Source organism: Alcanivorax borkumensis SK2, from assembly GCF_000009365.1.
GTDB classification, from domain to species: Bacteria; Pseudomonadota; Gammaproteobacteria; order Pseudomonadales; family Alcanivoracaceae; genus Alcanivorax; species Alcanivorax borkumensis.
Map to the genome: position 1 here is coordinate 1,944,385 of NC_008260.1, position 26,888 is coordinate 1,971,272.

Sequence of the window (26,888 nt, forward strand, 5' to 3'; positions counted from 1 at the left end):
CGATGCCGGGTTCTGGCATCAGCGATTACTGGCCAAGAACGTTGTCAGTGCCTTGATGTAATCTTCGAACGCTTCGTACTGTGGCACATGGCCAATACCGTCCAGTTCCACCAAGCTTGCCTCCGGGATGCTCTGTGCCGCTTGCCGACCCAGCGCGCCATATAACCCCAACTTATCCTGCATTGCTTCAGGAGCGCGATTGCTACCCAATGCGGTGCGGTCACGATTACCAATAATCAGCAGGGTTGGCACGGCCAGGCGGTCAAATTCATGCACCACCGGCTGGCTATAAATCATGTCGTAGGTCAGGGCTGAGTTCCAGGCAATCAACGGATAGTCAGGGCCGCGAATCCAGCCTTGCTGCAACGCCAGTAACGGCTCGTAATCCGCTTTCCACTGACCATCAAAATAACTGCGCGTCATGTACGCTTTAACCTTCTCGGGGGTTTTCTTCAGCTCCCCTTCATACCAAGCATCCACGGACTGCCAAGGTACCTGTTTTTGTTTCCAGTCTTCCAGGCCAATGGGATTGACCAGTGTCAGCGAGTCTGTGCGCTGCGCAAACATCAGCGCAAAACGGGTGGCAAGCATGCCACCCATGGAGTGACCGACAACAGAGGCCCGCTCTATCTCGAGGGAATCCAGCAGCCGGCGAGTCTGATCCGCCAGCACCTGAAAGCTGTACTGAAAACGGTCCGGCTTGGACGATTTACCAAACCCGATCTGGTCGGGCACCACCACGCGATACCCTTGTTCCAGCAACGCATCCATGGTGCTTTTCCAGTACGCCCCGGAGAAGTTCTTGCCGTGCAGTAACAGGACCGTTTCGCCATTGGCTTTTTGCGGCTGCACGTCCATGTAGGCCATCTCCAGGCGCTGCTGCTGATCGGCAACGGTTAACCTCTGAACCGGGTAGGGATAGGCATACTCGCTGAGCTGTGCATCCAGAGCCACAGGCTCTGCCAAGGCCACACAACTCAACAACAGGCAAAGCAGCACAGCCAGCCCCCTACTCCATTGACGCTGCATGGACTCCCCCTTCATGACCTCTCCTGCTCAAATATGTATATGAATATTCACCCGTGGTGAATGCACATCACGCTTTCCGTTCTCTCTGAAAACCAGTGCTTTCACTGTGCGAAGCAGGCAAGCGTAAGCAAACTCGCAAGCCGCCCAGTGAACTATCATCCAGCACCAATGAGCCGCCATAGGCCGCCACCGTATCACTGACAATGGATAGCCCCAGCCCATGGCCGGCGGCGTGCTCATCCAAGCGCAGCCCCCGTTGCAAAACCTGATTCTGACGCTCCGCCTGAATGCCGGGGCCATCATCCTCCACACACAGAATCAACTGTCTGTGTCCGTCGTCACCCATGTCGCTCTTCGCGATCACCTTGACACGTTGATTTGCCCATTTAAAGGCGTTATCCAACAGGTTGCCCAACACTTCCAGCATGTCATCACGGTCAAACGGCTGGGCCGGCAGCGGCGCCATGTCCAGATGGATGTCCAGATCCCGCTGGTGGGCCTGCTCCAGCGTGCCAAGCAGCAAGGGAATATCCTCCGCCGGACAAAACCGGTTACGGGTTGTCACTCCGGCCGCGACCCGAGCGCGCCCTAGAGCACGACGAATATTGGCTTCCATCTGCCCCAGCTGCTCGGTCAGCATGGCGTATAGCGCCGGATCAGACGCGGCCAGCTCCTGTGTGCAGCGGTTTTTGAGAATGGCGAGCGGGGTTTTCAGTGCATGCCCCAAGTCGCCCAGGGCATGGCGGGAGCGCTGTAGCTGTTGCTCTGTATGGCGCTGCAGGCGATTGATCTCCACCACCAAAGGATGCAATTCCAGCGCTACCTGTTCGTTCAACTCATGGCGTTCACCGCCGCGCAGCTGTTCGATTTCATCCCGCGCCCGGCGCAGGGGCGCCAACCCCCGGCGTAATAGCCACTGCTGAATACCCGCCAGCAGCAGCAACACTACCACCCAGGCCACCAACACCACGGTGCGCGTCTGGTTATAGGTTTTCAGAACCGGCGTGTAATCCTGAGCCACCACCACGGTGACAGCCTGCCCTTCTTTTTGGTACTCACCACGAAAACGCAATAGTTGCTGATCCGCCGGCCCGGGTTGCAAATCAGGGTGTACGCCCACTTGCGAAGGCGCTGCCAATTGCTGATCCCACAACGAACGGGAACGCCAGCGCTGCTCGCCCAGCAACACCACAAAATAACGCCCAGACAAGGGGCGCCGATAGGCGGGATGCAGACGTGTCGTATCCAAACTCAAGTGGCCTTGCGGGCCAGCCACTAATGCCGCCAGCACCCCAGCGGCGTCATCGCGCAATTGCAGGCTCAGGGTCTGGCGTTGATCGCGCTCCAGCCACCACAGCGTTCCTTGGATGATCAAACCACCTGCCAGCAGCAAGCTGACGAACAGGCTGATTCCCAGCCGGCGGCCCATGGATCTCATTGTGCTTTACCGGTAAAAACGTAGCCTTGGCCACGGCGGGTTTCAATCACAGTTTTACCCAGCTTGCGGCGCAGGCGATTCACATGCACTTCCAGCACATTAGAATCGCGGTCGCTTTCGTTATCGTACAAGTGAGAAGCCAGCTGCCCTTTCGAGAGTAACCGGTCAGGGTTATGCATGAAGTAACGAAGCATTCGAAACTCCGCGCCAGTCAACCTAATTTCCTCTTCCCCTGACCAGACGCTGTGTCGATTTTCATCCAACGTAAAGGTGCCCGCGGTAAGCTGAGATGTATTGGCGCGGCCATGAGTGCGTCGCAACAAAGCCTGCACCCGTAATAACAACTCGTCCGGATGAAACGGTTTGGCCAGGTAGTCATCGGCACCGCTCTGCAAACCTTCAATGCGTTCAGCCCAGCTATCACGGGCGGTGAGAATTAGCACAGGGACCGCCTGCCCTTCTACACGCCACTGCTCAAGCACCTGCAGGCCATCCAGGCCCGGCAATCCCAGGTCCAGAATCACCAGATCGAACGGATCATCATTGAGTGCCGGCAAGGCATCACGGCCATCCGCCAACCAATCCACCGCGTAGCCATGTTCGCGAAGCATGGGCATAAGTTGATCCGCCAACGCAATACTGTCTTCCACCAACAGGATGCGCATCAGTCGTCACGCTCGTCATCAAGAACCTGGCCGGTGCGGGCATCCATCTCAATCTCACGGACCACCCGGTCTCCGGTCAGTAATTCAATCTCATAGATCAACTGGCCATCGTCGCGCTCCAGTTCAACCTCCAGCACACGCCCTTGTGGATAGCGCAGCTTCAGGGTTTCCAACAAAGAGGAAAACGCCACAATTTCGCCCTGCTGACGTAACTGCAAGGCCTCATCCTGGCTAATGTCATCAGCCGCACTGGACAATGAACACACGCAAAGCAGGGCGACAAGTATCGCCCTGCTGTTACGTGGCCGCTGACCCGGCAAGGTGTGAACAAGCAAGGACTCAGTCCTTCTCTTCGCCCAGCACATCACCGTTGCTGGCATCAATGTCCAGTTCCCACTCCACGCCCTGCGGGTCGCGCAGCTCAACCTGGTAGAGGTAACGGCCATACTCGTTTTCCAGCTCCGTATCGGTGATTTTCGCATCAGGGTGCTTGTCTAATGCTACCTTATCGAGTTTATCCAGCGACTGGATAGTCCCGTCCTTCACTAGCGAATCGATCTTGCTATGAGGCACGTCATCAGCTTGCAGCACACCGACAGAAGCCACACCCAATACGGCGGCAATCAAGGTTGTCTTGGTCAAAGTCATGTTTACTCTCCTTTTCGTTGAGGTCGGGTGAACCATAACGGGCCAAGCTGAATGGAACCTGAATGCAGGCTGACACCGACCTGAACCCACCGGCAGGATTTGCACACGCCTTCCCTGACCCACCAATACCCTTCTATCGCTTAACACCTCTCGCTCTATGAATAACTCAGAGGAGAACCCGACATAACCACCACACCGGCCAGATCGCCTGAAACAACGACACGAGGAATCTATTGAGGATTAACGCGGGGCCGAGAGAAAGAGAGGGCGAGTGTCATCGCACTCTCCTGTTACGAGAACCCTGAGGCAGCCGCAGGGCGGTATAAAGAACGGCATAAAAAAACCGGCCACTTGGCCGGTTTTTTTATTAGCAAAAGGGAGGATTACTTCTCGATAATCGCAACCACACCCTGGCCACCAGCAGCACACACGGAGATCAGTGCGCGGCCGGAGCCTTTTTCGTTCAGCAACTTGGCCGCGTTGGCGATAATACGGCCACCGGTGGCAGCGAACGGGTGGCCCGCAGCCAGTGAGGAACCTTTCACGTTCAGCTTGCTGCGATCGATACTACCCAATGCCTTCTTGCGGCCCAGGCGCTCTTTGCAGAAGCTTTCATCTTCCCATGCTTTCAGGGTAGACAGTACCTGAGAAGCGAAGGCTTCATGGATTTCATAGAAATCGAAGTCCTGCAGGCTCAAGTCAAGCTTGTCTAGCATGCTTGGCACCGCATACGCCGGCGCCATCAACAGGCCTTCTTTTTTACCAATGAAGTCTACCGCTGCAGCTTCGCCGATAGTCATGTAAGCCAACACGGGCAAACCACGCTCTTTAGCCCACTCTTCAGAAGCCAACAAAACAACAGACGCTCCGTCAGTTAGCGGGGTGGAGTTGGCCGGGGTCATTGTGCCGTTAGGACCACCAAAGCAAGGCTTAAGAGTCGCCAGCTTTTCTAAGGTAGAATCGCCACGCATATTGTTGTCGCGTTCCAGGCCATTGAAAGGCGTGACCAAATCATTTTGCCAGCCATCTTCATAGGACTTGGCTAAGTTCTGGTGAGAGCGCCATGCCAGCTCATCCTGCGCTTCACGGGAAATGCCCCACTCGGCGGCAGTAATTGCCTGGTGCTCACCCATGGACAGGCCGGTACGCGGCTCGCCGTTTTTAGGAACATCGGGCATCAGAGATTTCGGATTCAGCAGCTTCAAACCCAGCTTGGCACGTTCGCCATTGGTCTTGGCGCGGTTCAACGCCATGAACACCTTCCGGGCATCTTCGTTCACACCCAACGGCGCGTCAGAAGTAGTGTCCACACCACCGGCGATGGCGCAGTCGATCTGTCCCAAAGCGATCTTGTTGGCGACCAGGATAGCGGCTTCCAGGCCGGTTCCGCAGGCTTGTTGCAGATCGTAGGCCGGGGTTTCCGGAGCCAGCTTGGAGCCCAATACGGATTCGCGGACCAGGTTAAAATCGCGGGCATGCTTCATCACGGCGCCAGCGGCGACTTCGTCAATTTTCTCACCATGCAGTTTGAAGCGATCCACCAAACCATCCAGTGCTGCGGTCAGCATGTCCTGGTTGCTGATGTCGATGTAGGCGCTGTTGGAACGGGCAAACGGGATACGGTTACCACCAATAATGGCGACCTTACGAACGGCTTTACCTGCCAGCATAATTTTTTCCTCTAGAGATGGACGGTCATCAACGATGACAACGGTGGCGAATTTAGCCACGGTATTCACTCGACAGGGCGCAGTCTACCCCCTACCGTGCCGGCCTCATTGGCTCAAACGACTGTTTGACGGTCAGGGCCGGTCAATACACCCGTCACACTGCAGTGATTCAATACGCGCCAGTGTGCGATAGGGGCAGATTTCCTGCCCTACGAAAGACGGCGTATTTTCACCCCGTCTTTGCGCGGCACCCCTTTAAACCCGTTTCGTTTACCCTAAGGTAAATGAACACATTCATCATTCGATGGAAAAAGGACAGGACCATGAGCGATACCTATCAGACGATTGCCAACTCTCCCATGGGCAAGGCGCTATTCGGTGCCATCAACTTGCCGATCCCGATTATTCTGGAGCGCTGGCAGCCGGGCCAGGCATCCTTTATCAAAGGACGCGTGCTGGTAGGTGCCGCCCAGGGCTCCACAGCCATCGACAATGTACTGAAAACCCTTAAAGGTGCCCCCGACGCGCAGGTTGCCGTTCTTGCCAACACCGCCAACGCCACCGAATTGCAGAAGAAAGCCGGGAAGCTGGGTGTTGATGCGGGCAACTACACTGCTAACCGTGAAGACAATGCTAAATTCAAAGGTCTGGTATTTGATGCCACCAGCATCCAGAGCCCAGATGAGCTAAAAGCTCTGTGGGAGTTCTTCCACCCGGTGATCCGCAAGCTGGATAAATGCGCCCGCGTTGTCGTTATTGGTCGCACTCCAGAAAAACAGGCTGGCGCAGTGCGTGTTGCCCAGCGCGCCCTAGAAGGCTTCACTCGCTCCGTGGGCAAGGAAATCAAGAAAGGCGCCACTGCCCAGCTAATCTATGTAGATGAAGGCGCTGAGGCGCAGCTGGCGTCCCCACTGCATTTCTTCCTATCACCCAAATCTGCTTATGTGTCCGGCCAGGTGGTGCGTGTTTCAGACGCAGGCTTCAAAGCCGCCAACTTCAACTGGGACAAGCCATTGGCAGGCAAGAAAGCCTTGGTTACCGGTGGTTCCCGCGGTATTGGCGCCGCCATTGCTGAAGTTCTGTCCCGCGACGGCGCTTCTGTCACCGTGCTGGACATCCCTCCCATGGCCGATGACCTAAATACGGTAGCCGCGCAGATCGGTGGTGACACCCTTGAAATGGATATCACCGCTGACGAAGCCCCTGCAGCCATCGCCGCAAAAGCGAAGGCCATTGGCGGCTATGACGTGATTGTCCACAATGCCGGTGTAACCCGCGATAAAATGCTGGGCAACATGTCGGAAAAATTCTGGGACATGGTATTGAACATCAATATTGCCAGCCAACTACGCATTAACGAGGCCCTGCTCTCCAGCGGCGGCTTGGGCAAAGGCGCCAGCATCATCTCCATCAGCTCCATCGCAGGCATTGCCGGCAACCTGGGCCAGACCAACTACGGCTGTTCCAAAGCAGCAGTAATTGGCATGGTCGATGCTTTTAAAGATGAGTACGCCGAGAAAGGCATCACCATCAATGCCGTGGCGCCGGGCTTCATCGAAACTCAGATGACCGCCGCTATCCCCTTCACCATCCGTGAAGCAGGCCGTCGTATGAACGCCATGAACCAGGGCGGTCAGCCAGTAGATGTGGCAGAAACCATCGCCTTCTTTGCTAGCCCGGCATCTCAAGGCCTGACCGGCAACGTAGTACGTGTGTGTGGGCAGATGCTCTTGGGGGCGTAAACGTCCGCGGTAGGCGACACGTTTCACGCAGCCCGTGTGACGCCGAGCCACATATCAACAAAAGAGCCGCGCCTTAGGGTGCGGTTTTTTTGTGATTGATCTCATATGGGTAATAGCCTAAAGAGCGCGGCTTTCGCTCTAGCAGCGCAAAGAAAGGCTGCCGGAAGAACCCGCCCCTTGAATTCCGAGCTAAGCATAACCACATATTGATTATTAACAGCAAACAGGACACCCCATGGGTTTTGGTCGCGTCTTCTTCTTTATCTTCGGTTTCGCCCTACTGGAAGTCTTGGTGCTGGCACAGGTGGCCGGCACTATTGGCTGGCCCATTACCATCCTCGCTACGGTGATAACAGCCTTGCTGGGTAGTTATCTATTTCGTCGCCAGGGGCTGGATACTTGGGTGCGACTGAATCAGCGTATGCAACAGGGTGAAATGCCCGGCCAAGAAATGGTCGAAGGTATGATGCTGCTACTCGGCGGCGCACTGCTGATCACCCCCGGATTTATTACCGATACCGTGGGGTTTGCCCTACTGTTACCCGCCTCACGCCGCTGGATGGCAAACAAGGTGATTCAAAAAGGATCCTTGCAAAGTTTCACCACCGTCAAAGGCGCCGGGTTTGCCTACACCCGCACCCACTATACAAACGGGGGAAGCAATCCATTTCAGCAACGCCCAACCAGCAATGATGATCGCACCATTACCGGCGGCGACACCATTGAGGGCGAATCCCACCGCACCGACCAATAGCAACCGGAAGCGTCCATCGTCAGCTCTTCCGTTACCCGGTAGAGCGGATGCTTCTTAATTCTAAAGAGATCAAACAGAACCTACAGATTAAGAATCATATGGGCACCTCATGCAATGCGCCCCCCACGTCTGGATTGCAATAATCACTCACCTGCTGATCGCTTTTCCCGTGAAGGCGGGGCACTCTAGAACATCATTAACATCATTCGCGTGTTACACACCCAACCGGCTTACGGCGCGCAAAGCCTGGAAAAACGCTTAATCCATAGCGTCTAAACAAACATAAAAAAAGCGAAGCTCAGATGAGATTCGCTTTATCACGCCGCCAACCGTGTAACAGTAGTGGCCAGCTACGCTTTTTCAGTTTTGTATTTACAAGGACACGGGGGCTTTTACCCCATCGCATCCTCTTCCGCCTTCAGTTTACGGTATTCGATAGGGGTCATCCCGACCCAGCGTTTGAATGCACGATAAAAGGTGGACGGTTCTGAGAACCCAGTGAGATAGACAATTTCGTCGATGGATTCGTCGGTACCAGCTAACAATCGTTTTGCCAGACGGCAACGGTAGTCAGCCACCAACTGATTAAAGTTGGTGCCCGCATCCGCCAGCCGGGTGCGAAGTTGGCGTGCCTTAATACCCAACCGTTCCGCCACTTCTTCTAGGTTGGCATGACCGGATTCCAGCAATTCACCAATTAACCGGTTTACCTGCGCCACCAAGTCCTGCTTCTCAAGCCGGGCCACCTGTTCACTGGCAAGCTGTTCGTGCAAGTACAACAGCTCTGGCTCGTGATGCGCGGAAGGCAAGTTCATGAGTTTGGCATCGAAATACAGACCCACACTGGGCATGTCGAATTTCACCGGGCAATCAAACAGGCGCTCGTATTCACGTTGATCCGCGTGGCGGGGATGGCCGAAATGCACTTCTAATGGCTCAAATGCATCATCGGTGACGAAGCGGAAGAACTTGATCAAACCCATGATCATGCATTCATTGAGATGGCTGAGACGAACACTCCAGATTTTTTGCTTAAGAAAAACTCGGTCACCTTCCTCAAACAATTCGCCCTGAGCGGCATCAGAAAGCAAGCGCTGATAGTCCAAGGCCCGTTTCAGCCCTTCACCAAAGGTCGGGCTGGAAAGGAACAAGTACTCAAGCACCTGGCCCTTGTAGACGGGAATATGTTCGCCCAAATGTAATCCGACGTACTCATCACCGGACACTTTTTCCAGCGCCTGCCAGAACCATTCTTGGGCATCGTGGGGAGTGCGCAGGTCCGGAACCTGCAAAATGGACTTATCCAGCCCGACCTCCGCCAACACGGCATCAGCATCAATACCGGCTTTTACCATGGCTTTGTACGCCATTCGTAACAGCACACCGGAATCCGTCATTTCTGCCATGCGCTTGCTTGTCTCCAAACAAAAAAACTAGCCTCAGAGGGCCTGAGAGTAGCATAAGGACGCAGGCCCAGAACAGCATTCCGGCCTACCCAAGAAATCGTATTGGCTCAGGCCGCGCTACGGTTTTTTGCTTCTGGCGTTGAAGTCAGTGATTCTGCCTTGGCTTGCCACCCTTTCAGCAAACCAGGGCCTTGCCCATCTTTTTTGCGCTTGCCTGGCAGGCTCAGCTTGAGAATCCTCTTCCAAGTACTGATCGATTGGCCAATAAAAGAGCCCGTATTGTAAGGCAACCCATGTTTTTCACAGATGGCTTGTACTTCAAGGGAAATTCGAGCATAGCGATGCGCCGGAATATCGGGGAACAAATGGTGTTCAATCTGAAAGCTCAAGTTACCACTCATCAAGTGCATCAAGCGGCTACCTTCAAAGTTGGCAGAGCCTAGCATCTGTCGCACATACCATTGGCCGCGAGTTTCATTTTCCACCACGGACTCGGCGAATTGCTCTACCGCTTCAGGGAAATGACCGTTAAAAATCACCACGCAGGACCATAGATTACGCGTCACGTTTGCGGCCAGGTTTCCGGCAAACACCAGCGGCGCAAACGGGCCTGCCAATGCGGGAAAGAGCAGATAATCCTTAGCCAACTGCTTACGCATTTTTTTCCAAATCGGCTTAAACTCAGCCTTAATGTCTTCTTTGCTCTTGGTTTTGTTGATCAAATAGTCTTCTAACTTAAGACTTTGAACGGCCACAAAGTGCTGGAAAAACACGGCAAGAATCACCGACAACACCGGGTTAAACAGAAAACGGGGCTCCCACTTCTGATCTTCAGACATGCGCAGCAGGCCATAACCAATATCGTGGTCCATATCGAGCACGTTGGTATAAGTGTGGTGCTCGAAGTTATGCGTGTGTTTCCAGTTTTTATTAGTACAGGTGTTATCCCAGTCGAATGTCCTGGAGTTCAGGTTCGGGTCACCCATCCAGTCATACTGGCCATGCATCACATTATGACCGACTTCCATATTATCAATGATCTTTGAGGCGGACAGGCAAGCCACCCCGGCCAACCATGCTGGTGGCAAGAAACCCAACATTAACAAGCCACGGCCAGCCACTTCCAGCTGACGCTGACGCTTCACTACGCTACGGATGTACTTTTCGTCTTTCTCACCCAAGTCCGCCAGCTCGCGGTTACGGATCTCGTCTAATTGCTGGCCAATCGTCTCGAATTGTTCGGCGGTAAGGTTGCTAAAAATGCTCATAATAATGTCTCGCCTTCCTTGATCGATTTAGATATCCAGCGTGACCGTGCCCACCGGCACGGTCACACAGATTTGGATGATTTCTTCACTGGCATCGCTGATTTCACCAGTACGAATGTCGCGGACCTTGCCCGCTGTCTTGCGGCAAGAGCAGGTATGGCAGATACCCATGCGGCAACCGGATTGGGGAGTTAGCCCGGCCTCTTCTGCTTGCTCAAGCAGAGTCGCACCACTGTTTACTTCTACTCGTTCGCTCTGTAGGAAGCGCACTTCGCCTGCAACGTTGTCGCTTTGCAGATCCGGTGAGGCCAAGGTGAATTGCTCTTTATGCAGCCGGTCGCCAAGTCCGTCTTCCTCCCATATTTTTTCAACTGCGGCCATCATCGGCGGCGGGCCACACAGGAAAACCGTTGCCTCGGCATAGTCCGGCACGGAACGGAATAAATGTTCACGGCTAAACAAGCCCGTTAATTCTCCGTGTTCACTTTCGTCATTGAAGCAACGCAACAGAGTCACATTGTCATGACGCTCAGCAATGCTCTCCAGCTCGGAGGCATAGATCATGTCAGCCGCGCTGTTGGCATAGTGTAAGAACGTCACAGGCCCAGAAAACCCTTCATCACAGAGTGTCCGTAGCATGGACATTACCGGGGTAATGCCGCTGCCACCGCTGATCAACAACACCCGTTCAGGTCGCTCTGCCGGGAGCGCAAATTCGCCCGCCGCCTGAGACAAGGTCACCACTTCCCCCACTGACATCTGCTCACGCAGGTAGCGCGAAACAAAACCGTTAGCATGAGCCTTCACCGTTAACTCAATGCGGCCATCTGCGCGGTGCACAGAGTTTGCCGGGGAGTAGCAACGTGTTTGACGCTTGCCATCGATTGTCACGGTAAGTTGCACAAACTGCCCGGGAATAAACCCCTGCCAATTACTGTTGGGGCGTAGTGTCACGGTGGCACTGTCGTCGGTGAGATAGTCCACGCGCTCCACTTCAGCGCGCACTTCATCGACCGACCACATCGGATTCAATACTTCCAGATAACGATCCACACCGTGAGGAGTAGCCAGAATGGTGGCCACACGGGATTGCAGAAGACGGTTAACGCCTTGCTGAAAACGATTGGATGTTTGTGTTATCGAGCTCATGGGTCAGGCCCTTCAAGTGAACAGTTGTAGGCATTATTCACACCCCCTGCCCTTCAGTCAACACGTGTTCACAAAAAAGATAAAGTCGTTTTTTTTCATGGTGTTATAACTTGCCATAGGGAATTGGTTGCATCACAAGCCCGCACAGAAGAGAATAAGCAGCTGATTTTGGAGGCAAAAAACGATGACAAAGGAAAGCACCAGCAGAACTCGCAAGCCTAAACGGGGACAGACCCGGGAAGCACTGATGACGGCTGCGTTGGAGCTGGTGGTCAAAAAGGCCCCCTTTTCTGCCCTGAGTCTGCGGGAAGTCACCAAAAAAGCCGGGGTAGTACCGACTGCCTTTTATCGCCATTTCTCGGACATGAGTGCCATGGGCCTCACCTTGCTGGACGAATCCTTCCGTACTCTGCGTCAGATGATGCGCCAAGTACGCCAGCAGGAATTACCCAACGAGCACATGTTGCGCAGCTCCATGGAAACTTACTTCACCTATGTGCGTAACAACCGCGCCCACTTCCTGTTCGTATCCAAGGAACTGGCTAGTGGCACCCCCACCATGCGCAATGCCATTCGCCGCGAAATCCGCATGTTCACCAACGAACTGGCGATGGACATGGCACGCTTCCCCTTCCTCGATCACGTTAATGCCGAAGACCTACAAATGATGGCAGGCCTGGTTGTTAACAATGTCACCGCATTGACACAGGAAATGTTGGAACTGGAAGAAACGGATGAAACGGGCCAGCAAGAAGTGCTGATTACCGCAGAGAAGCAACTACGCCTTATTTACTTCGGCGTGGGCATGTGGCGTTCAGACAAAAACCGTTCCTGAACAAGTTTCATCCTTTCTAGCCCTGTGTCGAGCACCCTGTGCTTAACTCACCAGCCACCCTGTCTATACGGCCAATAGCGACCCGGCTGCCCTGCTCTATACTCTTTTTCACTGTCACCGTTGCCTTTCATTGCAACGCTATCAACGGGAAAGGATTGAGTCATGAGTGAGGTCAAATTTCGCGAGCTACGTAATACACCGCCCATGGTGGTCAACTTTGCCAAGGCCGTATTACGTGCCACAGTTAAACCGGGCAGTAACCCCACCCTGCCGGACGTGGGTCTACGCCTGAATGATGTCTCCCTTGATGAAAAACATTTGGCCGCTTACCGAAAAGTGTGTGGGTTTGCCGCCGACGGCAAGCTGCCCGTGACCTATCCGCACATGCACGCCTTCCCATTACATATGGCGCTGATTCTTACCGATGGCTTTCCTTTCCCTGCCATGGGTCTGGTGCATGTACGCAACAGCATCACCCAATACCGCCCCATTGCCGAGCGTGAACAACTTAACGTGAAATGCTTCCTGGGCAACCTGCAAAAAGTGGACAAGGGCTACGAATTTTCCATTTTCACCAGTGTTAGCACCGGCGGCGAACGGGTCTGGGAAAGTGAATCCGTGAACTTTTTCCGCAGCGGTGGCGGTAACAGCAGCAAAAAGAAAAACGCCTCCAAACCACAGCCGGCCACCGACACCGTGGAATGGAAGGTGCCTGGCGATATCGGTCGTCGCTATGGTGCTGTCTCCGGTGATCGTAATCCGATTCATTTATACCCGCTGTCGGCCAAACTGTTCGGTTTCAAACGCCAGATCGCCCACGGCATGTGGTCTAAAGCCCGCTGCTTGGCCGAGCTGCAGTACCAGCTGCCGGAAAACGCCTTCACCGTGGATGTGCAATTCAAGCTACCTATGTTCGTGCCTGCCACCGTGAAGTTCGAGAACAAGCCCGCCAACGGTGGCAGCGACTTCCGCCTGCTCGCCAAAGACGGCATCAAGCCGCACCTGGCCGGCCAGATCAGCCCGGCAAAGTAAAGTAGCAGAGAGCTACAACCCTCAAGCTGCAACGTGGGTTGGCGCGGCGCCACACGGACCGCCCTGCCCACGAAAGTCAGCTGAATGTTCTGAGTGAACCGTTGAAAAGGAAAACTGGCGACCACCCTCGGTTCCACATCCAATTTCCTCGCGTGTAGCGTGTAGCGTGTAGCGTGTAGCTGGATTACACTCGCCAACCATGCGCGACGATACCTGTGATTACCTGTCCCTGTTCCTCAATGACACACCCTTGCTGGACGTGCGTGCCCCCGTGGAATTTGCCAAAGGCGCCTTTCCTGGTACCACCAATCTCGCTCTGATCAACGATGAAGAACGCCACCGCATAGGCATCTGCTATAAGCAGCATGGTCAACAGGCGGCGATTGATCTGGGCAACACGCTGGTTTGTGGCGAGGAGCGAGAGCGGCGCCTATACGCTTGGCAGCAATGGTGGCAAGCCAATCCCAACGGCTACTTATATTGCTTTCGTGGCGGGCTGCGTAGCCAGACGACCCAGGCGTGGCTGCGCGAAATCGGCATCGATGCCCCGCTAGTGACTGGTGGCTACAAAGCGCTGCGCCGTTTTCTGATCGATGAAATGGAAGCCTGCATCGCCAACCTACCGCTGGAGGTCCTGTGTGGCCGCACCGGCTGCGCCAAAACACGAGTCATTGAGCAACAACCCAACGCTATCGATCTGGAAGGCCTTGCCCACCATCGCGGTTCATCCTTTGGTCGTCGCCCAGGTGGCCAGCCCAGCCAAATTGATTTCGAAAATAGCCTGTCCATTGCTCTGATCAAACAACGTGCCGCACAGCCTGTAAGCATTCTGGTGGAAGACGAAAGCAAACTGATCGGGCGCTGTCACCTGCCTTTTTCCCTCCAAGACCAGATCAAGTCGCAACCACGTATCATCATTGAAGAATCGCTGGAGTCCCGTGTTCAGGTAACGCTGGAAGATTACGTCATTGGCCCACTGCAGGAATATGCCCGCTACTTCGGTGAACACGACGCTCTCAAACAACTCGGTGACGAATTACTGGCGTCCATGGATCGCATTCGCCGCCGCCTGGGTGGCATTCGCCACCAGCAACTTCGTCAACAGCTTCAGGAAGCCTTGGCCGTGCAAGCAAACTGCGGCAATACCGAGCTGCACCGCGAATGGATCCACAGCCTGCTCGCCGATTATTACGACCCCATGTACGACTACATGTTGTCGCGCCGGGCGGGCACTATCCTGTTCCAGGGCAGCCGAGCTGAAGTCAGTGCTTTCCTTAACAGTCGCTGAGCAATATCACCGGCAGGCCGCTATACTGCATAAGCGTTCCTTGCCGAATCCAACATTCCTTAAGCCTCCCTATTGAACGGAGACAACGATGCGTTTGAAACTTCTTGTTGCACTGGTTGCTGCCCTGCTGCTCTCTGCCTGCAATGACCCCCACACCGGCACCTTCATCTTTACCGCCATCCCCGACCAGGATGAGTCTCAGCTGGAAAAACGGTTCGGCACCATCGCCCTTTATCTGGAAGACCAACTGGGCGTACCGGTGAAATACGTTCCGGTGAAATCCTACGCTGCCGCCGTTACCGCCTTTCGCAACGATGAGGTACAAATGGCCTGGTTTGGCGGTTTATCCGGTGTTCAGGCTCGTCGTCTTGTCCCCGGCTCCCAGGCCATTGCACAGGGCCAGGAAGACACTGCCTTCAAGTCTTACTTCATCGCCAACAGCAGCACCGGGCTCAAGCCTGTAGAGACACTGGGTGAAGACTTCATTGCACAACCGTCATTTACCTTCGGTTCCAAAGGCAGCACCTCGGGCCGCCTGATGCCGGAATTCTATCTGCGCGATACGTTCAATGAAGCGCCGGACACGCTGTTCGAAAAAGTCGGTTTCTCCGGCGACCACAGCCGCACCATTGCACTGGTACAAAGCGGCGCCTACGCCACTGGCGCGGTGAACTTCAAGGTTTGGGAGCGTGAGCTGGCGGAAGGCAAAATTGACACCAGCAAAGTCAGTGTCATCTGGGAAACTCCCAGCTACCCCGACTACCACTGGACAGTACGTGGTGATCTGAATGAGCGTTTTGGCGACGGCTTTAGCCAGCGCGTTACCGAGGTATTACTGGCCATCGACGATCCGGTGCTGCTGAAAGCGTTCCCCCGTGAGAAGTTTGTACCCGCGTCCAATGCGGACTACGCCCCCATCGAGGAAACCGCCAGCGCCATTGGTCTGTTGGACTAACGGCCACGGTCAGCACTGACGTGTTCCATTTTCAGCAGGCTCAGCTGGGGCATGGCGATCAGGTTGTCTTTTCTAACCTGACGCTAACCATCGAGCAAGGCGAGAAAGTCGCCCTGCTCGGCCCCTCTGGTGCCGGCAAATCCACCCTGCTTAATGCCCTGCGCAACCAGCAGGAGAGCGCCTGTGCCTGGTGCCCTCAGGCTGGCGCCCTGGTGCCCATGCTTAGCGTGTTCCACAACATCTACATGGGCGCCCTGTCACGCAATAGCACTCTCACTAATCTGCGAAATCTGATTGCTCCTAGTCGCCATGAGCGTGAACAAATTGGCGCCTTGGCCACCGATCTGTCTCTGCACGACAAACTGTTCACCAGTATCGACCAGCTCTCCGGCGGCCAGGCGCAACGCGCCGCACTGGGCCGGGCGCTCTATACCCAACGCCCGATTCTACTGGCCGATGAACCGGTATCCAGCCTGGACGAACATCAAGGCCTTGCCTTGCTGACCCTGTCGCTGGCCCGCCATGACAGTGCCGTAATCGCCCTGCACGATCGAGCGCTGGCGCTGGCCTGCAGCGATAGAATCATTGGCCTAAACCACGGCAAAGTCGTACTCGATGCCGCCACCCATTCGCTGTCACTCAGCGATCTGGATGCGTTATATCAGGACGCTTCATACCAACACCGCTCGTATCAGTGAACACCCCACCATGAAACCGGCCAGCGCCCCATTGAACACCACCGCCAGTCGCTGGCGACGCACCACCGGTGGCATCGCCCTGGCCGGCCTGCTGGCACTGTTGCTGGCCGATATGGAAATCGCCCGTTCCAGCCCCGGCCAAGAACTGTTGCGCATGGGCAAGGGGTTTCTCGCCCCGGACTTTTTTGCCACCGAACAACTGGGCAAAGCACTGGCCAATACACTGGCCTTTGCCTGGCAAGGCACGGCGCTGGCCGCCCTGTTCGGCTTCTTTATGGCGATCTGCTGGTCTTCACGTGCCGTGCGCGGTTTCGCCGCCAGCATCCGCGCCATCCATGAATTATTCTGGGGCCTGCTGCTATTGCAGGTTGCCGGGCTGAGCACGCTTACCGGGGTACTGGCCATCGCCATTCCCTATGCGGGCATCTTTGCCAAAGTATTTGGGGAATTTCTCGAAGAGGCAGACCCAGCCCCCTCCCATGCATTACCCGCCAGCACCACCACGATCAGCCGCTTTTTCTTCGCGCGCCTGCCACTGGTCTGGCAGGCCTTCAAAGCCTATGGCAGCTACCGGCTAGAATGCGCCCTGCGCGCCTCCGCCATTCTGGGTTTTATCGGTTTGCCTACCCTGGGCTTCCACCTGGAAACCGCGTTTCGTGAAGGCGTCTACGACCAGGGCGCCGCCCTGCTCTACCTCTTCTTTGCCCTGATTTTCACCCTGCGCTGGTGGCTACGCCCTGGCTTAATTCCGCTTTACCTAATTGCTGCCGTGGCCTGGGCGCCGCCCCTTTTTACCGGCAACCTGGATACCTTGGTACGCTTCATCACCGTAGATCTGGTGCCCGCCCCTCTACGTCAAAGTGGTGGCCTCTTGGAACTGAGCCAATGGTTTGCCATGCTTTGGCAGCAACAGCTGTGGCCCGGCCTATGGCAAACAGTGGTGCTGGGTCTCGCCGCGCTCCTGCTCACCGGCATCCTTGCGCTGTTATTGTTCCCGCTCACCTCACCGCTATTCGGCAACCGAGCCAGCCGCTCTCTGGGCCAGGGCATTCTGGTGGTACTACGCACTACCCCGGAATTCTTTCTCGCCTTCTTCTTCCTTATCCTGCTCGGCCCTTCCATGCTGCCCGGCATTCTCGCTCTTGCTTTGCATACCGGCGCCATCGTCGCTCACCTGACCGGCCGCTTCAGTGAGACACTGCGCTTGCGCGCAGATGCTCCCACCGGCATCAACCGCTACGCCTACGAAGTGTTGCCACGCATCAGCCCTAATCTGCTCGCGTTCTTGCTCTATCGTTGGGAGGTGATCATGCGTGAAACGGCGGTGCTGGGGATTCTTGGCATTCACACTCTGGGTTTTTATATTGACTCTAGCGTGGCGGAATTCCGCTTTGACCGAACCGCCCTGTTGATCCTGGCCACGGTGTTGCTCAATCTAGGCGTAGATACTCTGTCGCGAACACTGCGACGGCGCCTGAGGCTGCAGCCGGGGCACGGTGTTTCAGCAAGCAATGCCCCGGCACGCCGCTAACCAAAATACACCCGGAACATGCAAACACGAGTCACACTATGAAACTGTACCAAGTGGACGCCTTTACCGATGCGTTGTTTGCCGGCAACCCCGCCGCCGTGGTGCCGCTGACACACTGGCTAGATGACGCCCTACTGCAGAACATCGCACTGGAAAACAACCTCTCGGAAACCGCCTTTCTGGTGCCCGACGAACAGGGCTACGCGCTGCGCTGGTTTACCCCAACAGTCGAAGTGGATCTGTGCGGCCACGCCACGCTCGCTGCTGCTTGGGTAGTCTTCCATGCTCTGGGATTTCCCGGTGAACGGGTACGCTTTTCCACAGCCTCCGGCTCCTTGTTCGTCACCCGCAGTGGGCAAACACTGAGCCTGGACTTTCCGTCCCGGCCGGCCCATGCGCTCACCGATCTCACCCCGTTCTCCCAAGCGCTGGATTTACCCCTTCGCGAGGTGCTACAGGCTCGTGACACGCTGGTTATCGTGGACAACGCCGACCAGGTGCGTCATTTTCAGCCCGACTTCACCGCCATCGCGGCACTGGATACCTTCGCAGTAATGATTTCCGCCCCCGGCGACGACTGTGATTTTGTCAGCCGTTTTTTTGCCCCGGCCAAAGGCGTTCCGGAAGACCCGGTCACCGGTTCTGCCCATTGCACTCTGGTGCCGTACTGGGCGGAAAAACTCGGCAAAACACATCTTCATGCCCGCCAGCTATCTGCCCGGGGCGGAGAATTGCACTGTCAGTTAAAAGGCGACCGCGTCACACTTAGCGGCACCGCACGCTGCTACCTGCAAGGTGAACTGCAACTGTGATGATGCCACTGTGATAAGTCCCTCCGCCCACTACGACCTGGTCTTTGTCGGTGCTGGCCATAGCCACGCGCTGGCCCTGCGCATGCTGGCCATGAAGCCGATTCCCGGCGTGCGCCTGACTCTGGTTTCACCGGACAGCCTTAGCGCCTACTCCGGCATGTTGCCAGGGCTGATCGCCGGCCACTACACCCTGGATGACACCCACGTGGATGTCTACCGGTTGTGCCAGGCTAGCGGCTGCCGTTTTATTCAAGCCAGCGTCACCCAGCTGGACCCGCAACAGCGACACTTACAGCTCAGCGATGGCAGCCAACTGGCCTACGATTGGTTAAGCCTGGACGTGGGCGCCACCCCGGATTTGAGCCCTCTGGGCGGCAGCCACCCCCGTGTGGTCCCGGTGAAGCCAGTGGCCAGTTTCTATGCCCGCTGGCAGCAACTCTGCCAACACGCCGAACGGCAATCGCCCTCGTTGGCAGTGATCGGCGCCGGGGCCGGCGGTACCGAGATGACCCTGGCCATGGCCCAACATTTCCAGCGCCACCAGCAACCGGCACAGATTCAATTGATCACCAGCGGCAATCTACTGCCGGGCTTTCCTGCCAGCGTGCGCGAGAAAATGCACAAGCGGCTGCAAGCCCACAACGTCACCCTGCATACCGACAGTCGCGTTCATTGTGATGCTCATCAGCAACTGCATATGGGAGATCAGCCACTCACCGCCCAATGGGTGCTCTGGTGCACCGGGGTACGGGGCTTACCGATACTGGAAAACAGCGGCCTTGAGTGCGACGAACGAGGTTTTGTGCGGGTCACGGAAACCCTGCAAACGGCCACTGATAAACGCATTTTTGCCGCAGGTGATTGTGCCGCCTTCCCTACGCCGCTGCCCAAGGCCGGGGTCTATGCTGTTCGCCAGGCTCGCACCCTGGCCACCAACCTACGCGCCGTCATTCAAGGGCAACCGCTAGTCGCCTATCGCCCGCAATCCCGTTTCCTGTCGCTGCTGTCCACCGGCGGCAAAGACGCCATTGCCAGCCGTGGCGGCAGGCTGTCTGTGGCCGGGCACTGGGTATGGCGCTGGAAGGATCACATCGACCGGGCGTTCATGGCCAAGTTCGATCAGCAGCTTCCGAGCATGCCCCCTGGTCCCGCTGATCCAGATACATTGCATTGCGCCGGTTGCGGCGCCAAGGTGGGCAGTGACGCCTTGCATGAAGCACTGGCCGAGCTGCAACCGGTGGTGAACCCCGGCATCGAAGCCGGGGTGGATGCCGCCGATGACGCGGCCATTATTGATTGGCCTGCCGGGCAGCGACTGGTGCAGAGCCTGGATTTCTTTCCCGCCTTTATCGATGAGCCTTACCTGTTCGGCCGTATCGCCGCGCTGCACAGCCTCAGCGACGTGTACGCCATGAATGCCCAACCCCATTCGGCTCTGGCCAACATCACCCTGCCCTGGCACCACCCGCGACTGCAGAGCCGGGACCTGCAACGGATGATGGCAGGCGCGGTTCGCGAGCTGAATGCCGCAGGCTGCACCCTGGTAGGTGGGCACACCATCGAAGGGCCACAGATGGCCGCCGGGTTCACCGTCAATGGCCAGGCAGACCCAGCACAGCTCTGGCACAAACACGGCGCCCGTGACGGCGACCGCCTTATCCTCACCAAGCCGCTGGGTAGCGGGGTGCAATTGGCCGCCTTGATGCAGGTTAGCCGCGAGCCGAGCTCCGCGTTCCACGGCCCCTGGCTGGACACCACCCTGCGCCATCTTCTGATCAGCAACCATCTTGCTCAGCAAGCGCTACAGGGGATACCGGTAAATGCCTGCACCGACATCACCGGCTTTGGGCTGCTGGGTCATCTCTATGAAATCAGCCAGCAAAGCCAAGTTAGTCTGTCCGTGGACTGCCACAAGGTCCCCTTGCTACCCGGCACGCTCTCGTTAATTGAGCAGGGTGTGGCCAGCACTCTTAGTGACGCCAATCGCCAAATACTGGTGCACTGCCAACAGCAACAACCAGTGGCCGAAGCATTACTCACCGCGCTGTGCGACCCGCAAACCGCTGGGGGGTTGTTATTTTGCCTGCACGCTGACTATGCCAAACAGGCACTGCAACGGCTTGATAGCAAAGGCATTGCAGCGGCGGAGATCGGTAAAGTTCTTGTAAAAAAAACTTCTAATGATGCCGCCATTCTTTTGAATAGCGGCCACACTGGTAAAGTATAGCCATCAACCATTGAGGAGATTGCTTCATGACCCCATCCAAACGCGTTACCGGAATGCTTAGTGCCTTTGTTTTGCTATTTATGCAGGTGCTCATTGTACCCGCCTCGCAGGCCGCCATGATTGGTAATGACACTGTAATCCAGCAACAGGATCGCGCCGCCATGAAGCAGCAGGTCATGCGGTTAATGGATCATAAAGTGGCCGCCCAGGCGTTGAGCGAATACGGCGTCAACCAAGAACAAGTGAGCCAGCGACTGGATCGCCTCACCCATACTGAACTGCAACAGCTAGCCCAGAAATCCGAAGCGTTACCCGCCGGCCAAGGCGTATTCGGCGTCGTGCTTGCTATCATTCTAGTGCTGGTGATTTTGGATTTGCTCGGCGCTACCGATGTCTTCCCTGTAATCGACCCGGTTAATTAAGCGACCGGCAAGCTGATGATAACTACAGCGCTGCCCAGATCTCTCGCCATTCTATTGACAGCCGCCCTGCTCGCTTTGGGTGGCTGTCAGAGTGTGCCGCCTCCGCAAAGTGCCACAGTGCAAACCTCCCAGCAGGTCGTGGTTCCCTTTGTCCCCCAAGACGCCTATCAATGTGGCCCGGCCGCACTGGCAATGATGCTGCAATGGGCGGGTAAGCCTGTCAGCGCCGACGCCCTAGTGGACGAAGTCTGGCTACCGGAGCGCAAAGGATCGCTGGGTATTGAACTGCGTGCCGCCGCCCGCAGCCGCGGTTTAATGGCTTACCCGGTGGAATCTGCCGACCACCTGTTCCAGGAGTTGCAGGCTAACCGGCCGGTGCTGGTGATGCAGAATTTGGCGCTGCCAAACTGGCCAAAGTGGCACTTCGCGGTGGTTACCGGCTACCGTAACCAGGGCGATACTGTAGTATTGCACAGCGGTACAACGCAGAGCGACACCAGCCACTGGAACCGCTTTATCCGCACTTGGGCAAGAGCCGATCAATGGGGATTCACCTTGGTCGCCCCCGGCCAGCTCCCCGCCAGCGCCGAACCGGATGCGCTATTGCGCGCCATCTCTGCATTACCAAATAGCATCGACTTCTGGCCAGCGGCCGTAGAGGCATTTCCACAAAACGGCCCATTATGGTTTGGCTATGGCAATGCCCTGTGGGCACAAAATAAACAGGCGCAGGCGCGAGCAGCCTTTGAAAAGGCCGTGCACAATGAACCTGAATTGGCCGCTGCTTGGAATAACTTGGCCTATGCTCAGTTGGCAATGGGAGAGAAACAAGAGGCTAGCAAAAGTCTCTGCCAGGCCTTAGCGCTGGCTCCGGACGATCCAGAGATCCAGGCGAGTGCCCGCGAAATCGGCAACCAGCCCTGCCCAAAGACCAGCGAGCCTCCCTCCTCTTCGGCGGCGCCTTAAAACGAAGGTTCTGGCTGCTGTGTCACGCCCTGATCACGCCGTTCATGCAGGATTTCGGCCGGTTGCTATATTCGTGGCCAGTGAGTGCGAGCGTCGCCGTGGAAGCCCTCCCCCTATTATTTACGCACAAAAATAGATGCGTATAACAATCCCCGTCTGAGCATGGGCTTTATCCCCCCTCTATCTACAACCCTCTTTTCTGCAAACCGTACCAACGGCTCGTATAGAATGGTTCGCGTTACACACAGCCTGAACAAGTGACTATAAATGGATATTGTTTTTATTCTGGTGGAACCCGCTCGCGGGGAAAACATTGGCGCCGCAGCCCGTGCTATTAAAACCATGGGCTTCTCCCAGTTACGGCTGGTAAACCCCGGCGATATGACCGCCGCCCACTGGGTGGCGCACCACAGCAACGACGTGCTGGAACAAGCCATGATCGTGGATTCCTTGGCGCAGGCCCTGGTTGATGTAGACCTAAGCATCGGCTGCACCGCCCGGCACCGCTTGCAAAAAGATCGCTACGTGGATGCAGATCACTGTGCCGCACTGGTGGCCGGCAAGGGAAACAGCGTACAGCGGGTGGCTATCGTTTTTGGCCGGGAAGCCAGCGGTCTCACCGGCGACGAGCTGGGCCTTTGCGACTTGGCTAGCAGTATTCCACTGGCGCAGCAGCAGCCATCGCTGAATCTCGCGCAGGCGGTAATGATCTACGCTTGGGAATTGCGCAAGCAACCCGCTGTAAAAATAACAGAACCGGACCCGGCCACTTTTTCCCATACGCGTCAGGCAGTGCATCAGCAGCTTGCCTCGTTGCACATACAACCCAATGAAAACCTGCACCAATGGGTAGATGAATTACTACCGCTGGCTAACGACCGGGAACTGGGCCTGGTTCGCCAATTACTTCGCCGATTATCATCGCAGGGAAAGCAATAGCCCCGACCCTGTGATACAAAGATACCCATACTTTCCAAGAGCCCTCCTTATTATGGATCGACGCCTGCCTCTCGTCTTGCTGATATTGCTGCCCGTTCTCGCCATGGCACAGTCCGCCAGCTTCACCTTGCCCGGTGTTGGCGACCTACAAAAACAGCTTACTGAAACCAACGACAAGCAATCCGACGGCACGCAAAACCCTGAAAAGGAACAGCTCAAGCAAACACTGAAATTCCGAGAGGAAATCGATAGCAACCAGAAAAAAATCGAGGAGCTAAAACGCTTTTCCAATAAAGCAGCTAGCGAGCGCCGGCAACTAAACGCGGAACTTATACGCCTGCGTCAACAGAGAGAAACCGATTGGAGCAAGCATTACGCCGGCGAAACACTTGAAACACTGGTACAAACGCTGGTCAATGAATTAAACGCTCTGGAAACGAACCAAGAAGATCTAGCCGACGCCAACAGCGACCTGACCCGTACCCAGACCCTTCCGGAGCAGGCTCAAAACGTAATCAGCAAAGCTATGGACAGGCTCGACACCATCCGCTCACGCCTCAATCAGGGTATAGATGAAGATGGCGAGCCCTTATCTGAATTGCAGACACGCAGCCTAAACACGGAGATCAGCGCCCTGGAATCACGCATCGAGCGTTACAACCAGGAATTGGCTATCGTCGACAAGCAACAGGACATTGCCCGGCTGAGACAACAGAGCGACAAACAAAAACAACTCATCATCGAGGCAAAACTGGATGCCCTGCAGCCACTGATTAATGAACGGCGCCTAAACCAACTGGAGCCGACCGCTAAATCACCGGATACAGACCTTCCCACAAGCGTGCTGGACCACCCGCAAGTCAAGCAAGCCATGGCAAAAAATAGCCAGCTGCGCGAGCAATTGGCCCGCGTCAGCGAACGCGTAAACAGCCGGTTACGCGAGGCGGTCACGACAAAAACCGAACTGGACAAGGCCCGCTCTCTCTCATCCACCGTTAACGACCAAATCCGCATGCTCGATGGCAGCCTGCTGTTATCGCGTATTCTTTACGAACAACAAAAAAGCCTGCCTCAGGATCAGGGTGAGCTGAACCTGGAAAAGGAGATTTCCAATACCCGCCTGAATCAGTTCGAAATCCAACAGGCCATGCAAGATCTAAATGATGCGCCCCTGCCCTCACAGGCTAAAATAGACGCCCCCTTGAGCCCGGCCCTAGAGGAAGCCTTTGCCCTTCTGCGCGAAGAGCGCTTGGCCATTTACGATCAACTGGATCAAGAACTGAGCCGCCAATTGGCGATCCTGACGCGTACCCAGCTTAGCCATGAACAACTACGTAAAATCACCCGCAGCTTACACAACACCATTTCCGAACAAACCTTCTGGATGCCCAGCAACCAACCTCTCAGTTTCGAATGGCTCGGCAAGCTACCTAAGGAGTTAATGGAACAACTTAAAGCCATTCCCTGGGCTGATCTGCAGGAGGGCACCAGCGAGCTGCTCACTCGCAAATGGGCCTGGTTGATCGGCCTAATTCTCCCGGCGGCGTTGTTGATGCTGATTCGCAATAAACTGAAATCGCGCATTGATACAATGAATAAGGATGTGGGTTTCCTGCGCCGTGACAGCCAGGCCCATACGCCCCTGAGTTTGCTTTATACTTTTTTAATTGCTGCCCCATTCCCGCTTTTCCTTGTCTTGCTGGCTGCTGGCCTATGGGTACAGCCCGGCACGTTCACTAGCGTCATGGGCGCCGCCATGGCCCAAGTCGCCTTGCTGTGGCTAGTTTTTGAAGTGCTCTATCGTCTACTCAAGAACAATGGCATCGCACAACGCCAGTTCCGCTGGAGTAGGGAATACAACCAACAAATGCGCCGGCGCCTGCTAGTAACCGGCTTGGCGTTAATCCCCCTCACGTTACTGGTCGCGTTCGGCGATCAGTGGCCTGCCCAACTCAGCAACGATCGGCTAGGTCTAGTGATTATGATGGTGGCCATGATCACCATCATGGTGAGCTTGCCTTGGGTGGCCCAGTCATACCCCGGCCGTCATTACAGCCGCACCATGCGCAGCCTCGCCACGGGGCTATGTATTCTTGCCCCACTCACTCTCATCGTGCTCACTGGCGTGGGTTACTACTACACATCAGTACGGCTCACCGGACACATGATTTACAGCCTTTATCTGATTGCGTTGTGGATCATCCTAGATGCTACCGCTGTACGCGGGCTCGCCGTGGCTGCGCAGCGGCTATCCTATAAGCGGGCCGTGGCCCAGCGCGAAGCGGAACAAAAAGAAGAGACCAGCAGCGCTGAAGCTGTAGAAGTCGAAGAGCCGCAATTGGACCTAAAACAAGTCAACGAGCAGTCTCTGCGTCTTATCCGCTTAGCACTAGTCGCTGTTATTGGTTTATTGGTCTACTGGGTCTGGTCAGATGTGCTATATGCTTTAGCTTATACCGACAACATTGTCCTGTGGGAAACCGCGGAAGGCACAGGCCAAGCCACCACCACCTCGCCCATCAGCCTTGGCGATGTGATGACCTCTCTGATCATCGGTGTAGTGACCTTTCTGCTGGCCAGTAATCTACCTGGGCTCCTGGAAGTGTTAGTGCTATCACGGCTAGACCTGCGCCAAGGCACCAGTTATGCCACCACCACCCTGCTCTCCTACGTCATTGTGGCCAGCGGCATCATACTCACCCTTGGCGCCCTAGGGCTCAGTTGGGACAAAATGCAATGGCTAGTAGCGGCATTAGGCGTGGGTCTGGGCTTTGGCCTGCAGGAAATCTTCGCCAATTTTATTTCCGGCATCATCCTGCTATTCGAACGGCCCATCCGCATTGGTGACGTGATTACCATTAATAACTTGGACGGCACGGTCAGCCGCATTCGCATTCGCGCCACCACGCTGATTGATTTCGACCGCAAAGAAATCCTGGTTCCTAACAAGGTGTTCGTCACCGAGCGGCTAATTAACTGGTCTCTGTCCGACACCGTGACTCGGATCATCCTCAAGGTGGGCTTTGCCTACGGTTCCGACTTACAGAAGTGCCGCGACATCCTGCTACAAGCGGCCAAAGAAAATGGCCGAGTGTTACACGACCCTGAACCGGTAGTGCTGTTTATGGGCTTCGGTGCCAGCACGCTGGACCACGAACTGCGCGTCCATGTGGATAATATCAACGACCGCTTGGCCGCCACCGATGAGATTAACCGCCACATTGATGCTATGTGCAACGAACATGGCGTGGAAATTGCCTTCAGCCAGCTGGATATTCATATCCGCAACGGCAACGGCGAGCAGCTAAACCTGGAAACCCATTCGGCTGAAGACAGTGGGGACACCACCGCGCGCCCCTCGGATGCCAACGACGGCAAATCCAATCAGACCAAGGATCCGAAATAATCACCGTA

General features: G+C 55.8%; 23 protein-coding genes. 14 read left to right on the forward strand and 9 right to left on the reverse strand.

All coding sequences use genetic code 11. The features are described 5' to 3' along the window. Window positions 1-18: 18 nt before the first annotated feature. From ABO_RS08825 to ABO_RS08850, 6 genes are all read right to left on the reverse strand, one after another. Window positions 19-1,044: an alpha/beta fold hydrolase gene (locus ABO_RS08825; RefSeq protein WP_011588988.1), complete on the reverse strand. Its 1,026-nt coding sequence runs from the start codon at window positions 1,042-1,044 to the stop codon at window positions 19-21. 52 nt (window positions 1,045-1,096) lie between these two features. Continuing rightward, complete coding sequence (locus ABO_RS08830) at window positions 1,097-2,458, reverse strand: ATP-binding protein (protein WP_232501265.1); 1,362 nt, start codon at window positions 2,456-2,458, stop codon at window positions 1,097-1,099. A gap of 5 nt (window positions 2,459-2,463) precedes the next feature. Continuing rightward, window positions 2,464-3,132, reverse strand: coding sequence for a response regulator transcription factor (locus ABO_RS08835; RefSeq protein ID WP_011588990.1), 669 nt, complete (start codon window positions 3,130-3,132; stop codon window positions 2,464-2,466). Further along, complete coding sequence (locus ABO_RS08840; RefSeq protein ID WP_231483497.1) at window positions 3,132-3,467, reverse strand: PepSY domain-containing protein; 336 nt, start codon at window positions 3,465-3,467, stop codon at window positions 3,132-3,134. Before ABO_RS08840 ends, ABO_RS08835 begins: the two co-directional genes overlap by 1 nt. Window positions 3,468-3,471: 4 nt before the next feature. Next, complete coding sequence (locus ABO_RS08845; RefSeq protein ID WP_035461086.1) at window positions 3,472-3,780, reverse strand: PepSY domain-containing protein; 309 nt, start codon at window positions 3,778-3,780, stop codon at window positions 3,472-3,474. 383 nt (window positions 3,781-4,163) lie between these two features. Then, window positions 4,164-5,450, reverse strand: coding sequence for an acetyl-CoA C-acetyltransferase (locus tag ABO_RS08850; RefSeq protein ID WP_011588993.1), 1,287 nt, complete (start codon window positions 5,448-5,450; stop codon window positions 4,164-4,166). Between the two features lie 323 nt (window positions 5,451-5,773). On the opposite strand from ABO_RS08850, the gene ABO_RS08855 reads away from it, so the two are divergent. Both ABO_RS08855 and ABO_RS08860 read left to right on the forward strand, forming a co-directional pair. Then, on the forward strand, window positions 5,774-7,192 hold the full coding sequence (locus ABO_RS08855; RefSeq protein WP_041704974.1) for a 3-oxoacyl-ACP reductase: 1,419 nt from the start codon (window positions 5,774-5,776) through the stop codon (window positions 7,190-7,192). 235 nt (window positions 7,193-7,427) lie between these two features. Continuing rightward, window positions 7,428-7,946, forward strand: a complete 519-nt coding sequence (locus ABO_RS08860) for an FxsA family protein (protein WP_011588995.1) — start codon at window positions 7,428-7,430, stop codon at window positions 7,944-7,946. Window positions 7,947-8,338: 392 nt separating this feature from the next. Here the strand turns inward: ABO_RS08860 and ABO_RS08865 are convergent, their stop codons facing one another. From ABO_RS08865 to ABO_RS08875, 3 genes are all read right to left on the reverse strand, one after another. Then, window positions 8,339-9,352 carry an AraC family transcriptional regulator gene (locus ABO_RS08865; protein ID WP_011588996.1) on the reverse strand — a complete coding sequence of 338 codons (1,014 nt, stop codon included), beginning with the start codon at window positions 9,350-9,352 and terminating at the stop codon, window positions 8,339-8,341. Between the two features lie 107 nt (window positions 9,353-9,459). Then, a complete protein-coding gene (locus ABO_RS08870; RefSeq protein WP_011588997.1) occupies window positions 9,460-10,620 on the reverse strand; it encodes a fatty acid desaturase family protein in 1,161 nt (386 codons plus the stop codon). A 27-nt stretch (window positions 10,621-10,647) separates the two neighbouring features. After that, entirely contained in the window at window positions 10,648-11,769 is a 1,122-nt protein-coding gene (locus ABO_RS08875; protein ID WP_011588998.1) for a ferredoxin reductase, read from the reverse strand. Between the two features lie 184 nt (window positions 11,770-11,953). Here ABO_RS08875 and ABO_RS08880 point away from each other — a divergent pair, with 184 nt between their 5' ends. From ABO_RS08880 to mscK, 12 genes are all read left to right on the forward strand, one after another. Next, window positions 11,954-12,604: a TetR family transcriptional regulator gene (locus tag ABO_RS08880; protein WP_011588999.1), complete on the forward strand. Its 651-nt coding sequence runs from the start codon at window positions 11,954-11,956 to the stop codon at window positions 12,602-12,604. A 162-nt stretch (window positions 12,605-12,766) separates the two neighbouring features. Beyond that, window positions 12,767-13,636, forward strand: a complete 870-nt coding sequence (locus ABO_RS08885) for a MaoC family dehydratase (protein ID WP_011589000.1) — start codon at window positions 12,767-12,769, stop codon at window positions 13,634-13,636. A gap of 199 nt (window positions 13,637-13,835) precedes the next feature. Next, on the forward strand, window positions 13,836-14,924 hold the full coding sequence (gene mnmH / locus ABO_RS08890) for a tRNA 2-selenouridine(34) synthase MnmH (protein ID WP_011589001.1): 1,089 nt from the start codon (window positions 13,836-13,838) through the stop codon (window positions 14,922-14,924). An 88-nt stretch (window positions 14,925-15,012) separates the two neighbouring features. After that, window positions 15,013-15,879, forward strand: coding sequence for a putative selenate ABC transporter substrate-binding protein (locus ABO_RS08895; RefSeq protein WP_011589002.1), 867 nt, complete (start codon window positions 15,013-15,015; stop codon window positions 15,877-15,879). Between the two features lie 20 nt (window positions 15,880-15,899). Continuing rightward, on the forward strand, window positions 15,900-16,577 hold the full coding sequence (locus ABO_RS08900; RefSeq protein ID WP_011589003.1) for an ATP-binding cassette domain-containing protein: 678 nt from the start codon (window positions 15,900-15,902) through the stop codon (window positions 16,575-16,577). After that, window positions 16,531-18,108, forward strand: coding sequence for a PhnE/PtxC family ABC transporter permease (locus ABO_RS08905; protein WP_232501266.1), 1,578 nt, complete (start codon window positions 16,531-16,533; stop codon window positions 18,106-18,108). The genes ABO_RS08900 and ABO_RS08905 overlap by 47 nt, the downstream gene beginning before the upstream one ends. A 38-nt stretch (window positions 18,109-18,146) precedes the next feature. Then, window positions 18,147-18,920, forward strand: a complete 774-nt coding sequence (locus ABO_RS08910; RefSeq protein ID WP_011589005.1) for a PhzF family phenazine biosynthesis protein — start codon at window positions 18,147-18,149, stop codon at window positions 18,918-18,920. A 10-nt stretch (window positions 18,921-18,930) separates the two neighbouring features. Next, window positions 18,931-21,147 (forward strand): selenide, water dikinase SelD, encoded by a 2,217-nt coding sequence (gene selD, locus ABO_RS08915; RefSeq protein ID WP_011589006.1) that lies wholly within the window; start codon window positions 18,931-18,933, stop codon window positions 21,145-21,147. Between the two features lie 26 nt (window positions 21,148-21,173). Next, entirely contained in the window at window positions 21,174-21,569 is a 396-nt protein-coding gene (locus ABO_RS08920) for a PA2779 family protein (RefSeq protein WP_011589007.1), read from the forward strand. Window positions 21,570-21,584: 15 nt separating this feature from the next. Beyond that, window positions 21,585-22,535: a PA2778 family cysteine peptidase gene (locus ABO_RS08925; RefSeq protein ID WP_011589008.1), complete on the forward strand. Its 951-nt coding sequence runs from the start codon at window positions 21,585-21,587 to the stop codon at window positions 22,533-22,535. 267 nt (window positions 22,536-22,802) lie between these two features. After that, entirely contained in the window at window positions 22,803-23,474 is a 672-nt protein-coding gene (locus tag ABO_RS08930; protein ID WP_011589009.1) for a tRNA/rRNA methyltransferase, read from the forward strand. 52 nt (window positions 23,475-23,526) lie between these two features. Beyond that, window positions 23,527-26,880, forward strand: a complete 3,354-nt coding sequence (gene mscK, locus ABO_RS08935) for a mechanosensitive channel MscK (protein WP_041704975.1) — start codon at window positions 23,527-23,529, stop codon at window positions 26,878-26,880. The last annotated feature ends 8 nt before the right edge of the window (window positions 26,881-26,888 follow it).